Below are 2,877 nucleotides of genomic sequence, written 5' to 3' on the forward strand. Positions count from 1 at the left end.
GGCAGTCGCCCTAAAACAAAGTTGGGCGCACAATAAGGCTCCTTGCAGAGTTGCTTGAAAGTTGTTACGATTCAAATTCAATCATGAGATAGTCAGCAGATGAGCACTTCCAAGAACGCAGACAAGTAAGCCGCAGCAACCTTCATTTTTCGGTTGTTGCGGCGTTCTCATGAATCCTTTTGCTCTACGGGAGCGCCGCCAAATCCTTTGTTCAAGGAGATGGTTTCGTGCGCTCAAAAAACTTTAGTTGGCGGTACTCCCTTGCCGCCACGGTGTTGTTGTTATCACCGTTCGATTTATTGGCATCACTCGGCATGGACATGTACTTGCCAGCAGTGCCGTTTATGCCAAACGCGCTTGGTACGACAGCGAGCACAATTCAGCTTACGCTGACAACGTACTTGGTCATGATTGGTGCCGGTCAGCTCTTGTTTGGACCGCTATCGGACCGACTGGGGCGCCGCCCCGTTCTACTGGGAGGTGGCCTCGCCTACGTTGTGGCGTCAATGGGCCTCGCTCTTACGTCATCGGCTGAAGTCTTTCTGGGGCTTCGGATTCTTCAGGCTTGTGGTGCCTCGGCGTGCCTTGTTTCCACATTTGCAACAGTACGTGACATTTACGCAGGTCGCGAGGAAAGTAATGTCATTTACGGCATACTCGGATCCATGCTGGCCATAGTCCCGGCGGTAGGCCCATTGCTCGGAGCGCTCGTCGACATGTGGCTTGGGTGGCGGGCTATCTTTGCGTTTCTAGGTTTGGGCATGATCGCTGCATCTGCAGCAGCGTGGCGATTCTGGCCTGAAACCCGGGTGCAACGAGTTGCGGGCTTGCAATGGTCGCAGCTGCTACTCCCCGTTAAGTGCCTGAACTTCTGGTTGTACACGTTGTGTTACGCCGCTGGAATGGGTAGCTTCTTCGTCTTTTTCTCCATTGCGCCCGGACTAATGATGGGCAGGCAAGGTGTGTCTCAGCTTGGCTTCAGCCTGCTGTTCGCCACAGTGGCAATTGCCATGGTGTTTACGGCTCGTTTTATGGGGCGTGTGATACCCAAGTGGGGCAGCCCAAGTGTCTTGCGAATGGGAATGGGATGCCTGATAGCTGGAGCAGTATTGCTTGCCATCACCGAAATATGGGCTTTGCAGTCCGTGTTAGGCTTTATTGCTCCAATGTGGCTAGTGGGTATTGGTGTCGCCACAGCGGTATCTGTGGCGCCCAATGGCGCTCTTCGAGGATTCGACCATGTTGCTGGAACGGTCACGGCAGTCTACTTCTGCTTGGGCGGTGTACTGCTAGGAAGCATCGGAACGTTGATCATTTCGCTGTTGCCGCGCAACACGGCTTGGCCGGTTGTCGTGTACTGTTTGACCCTTGCAACAGTCGTGCTCGGTCTGTCTTGTGTTTCCCGAGTGAAGGGCTCTCGCGGCCAGGGGGAGCATGATGTGGTCGCGCTACAAAGTGCGGAAAGTACATCAAATCCCAATCGTTGAGAGAATGTGGCAAGCTATCGCCCAACAAATCGCTGCAGCCGACCCAAAACCGCTACGCGGTTTCGGTCGGCTGAGCTCAGGCGTTAGACATCATGAGGGAAGCGGTGACCATCGAAATTTCGAACCAACTATCAGAGGTGCTAAGCGTCATTGAGCGCCATCTGGAATCAACGTTGCTGGCCGTGCATTTGTACGGCTCCGCAGTGGATGGCGGCCTGAAGCCATACAGCGATATTGATTTGTTGGTTACTGTGGCCGTAAAGCTTGATGAAACGACGCGGCGAGCATTGCTCAATGATCTTATGGAGGCTTCGGCTTTCCCTGGCGAGAGCGAGACGCTCCGCGCTATAGAAGTCACCCTTGTCGTGCATGACGACATCATCCCGTGGCGTTATCCGGCTAAGCGCGAGCTGCAATTTGGAGAATGGCAGCGCAATGACATTCTTGCGGGTATCTTCGAGCCAGCCATGATCGACATTGATCTAGCTATCCTGCTTACAAAAGCAAGAGAACATAGCGTTGCCTTGGTAGGTCCGGCAGCGGAGGAATTCTTTGACCCGGTTCCTGAACAGGATCTATTCGAGGCGCTGAGGGAAACCTTGAAGCTATGGAACTCGCAGCCCGACTGGGCCGGCGATGAGCGAAATGTAGTGCTTACGTTGTCCCGCATTTGGTACAGCGCAATAACCGGCAAAATCGCGCCGAAGGATGTCGCTGCCGACTGGGCAATAAAACGCCTACCTGCCCAGTATCAGCCCGTCTTACTTGAAGCTAAGCAAGCTTATCTGGGACAAAAAGAAGATCACTTGGCCTCACGCGCAGATCACTTGGAAGAATTTATTCGCTTTGTGAAAGGCGAGATCATCAAGTCAGTTGGTAAATGATGTCTAACAATTCGTTCAAGCCGACCGCGCTACGCGCGGCGGCTTAACTCCGGCGTTAGATGCACTAAGCACATAATTGCTCACAGCCAAACTATCAGGTCAAGTCTGCTTTTATTATTTTTAAGCGTGCATAATAAGCCCTACACAAATTGGGAGATATATCATGAAAGGCTGGCTTTTTCTTGTTATCGCAATAGTTGGCGAAGTAATCGCAACATCCGCATTAAAATCTAGCGAGGGCTTTACTAAGCTTGCCCCTTCCGCCGTTGTCATAATCGGTTATGGCATCGCATTTTATTTTCTTTCTCTGGTTCTGAAATCCATCCCTGTCGGTGTTGCTTATGCAGTCTGGTCGGGACTCGGCGTCGTCATAATTACAGCCATTGCCTGGTTGCTTCATGGGCAAAAGCTTGATGCGTGGGGCTTTGTAGGTATGGGGCTCATAATTGCTGCCTTTTTGCTCGCCCGATCCCCATCGTGGAAGTCGCTGCGGAGGCCGACGCCAT

At 52.6% G+C, this 2,877-nt stretch carries 2 protein-coding genes and 1 pseudogene; all 3 read left to right on the forward strand.

Annotated features, from left to right (window positions below):
• Positions 1–227 precede the first annotated feature (227 nt).
• Positions 228–1,487, forward strand: a complete 1,260-nt coding sequence (locus tag ABWL39_RS20770) for a chloramphenicol efflux MFS transporter CmlA6 (protein ID WP_001256773.1) — start codon at positions 228–230, stop codon at positions 1,485–1,487.
• 92 nt (positions 1,488–1,579) lie between these two features.
• Positions 1,580–2,418 (forward strand): annotated as a pseudogene (locus tag ABWL39_RS20775) (AadA family aminoglycoside 3''-O-nucleotidyltransferase).
• A gap of 116 nt (positions 2,419–2,534) precedes the next feature.
• A partial coding sequence (gene qacE, locus ABWL39_RS20780) for a quaternary ammonium compound efflux SMR transporter QacE (protein WP_032443339.1) occupies positions 2,535–2,877 on the forward strand: 343 nt, incomplete at its 3' end.

Origin of the sequence: Chitinivorax sp. PXF-14 (assembly GCF_040812015.1) — a bacterium.
Taxonomy (GTDB): domain Bacteria; phylum Pseudomonadota; class Gammaproteobacteria; order Burkholderiales; family SCOH01; genus JBFNXJ01.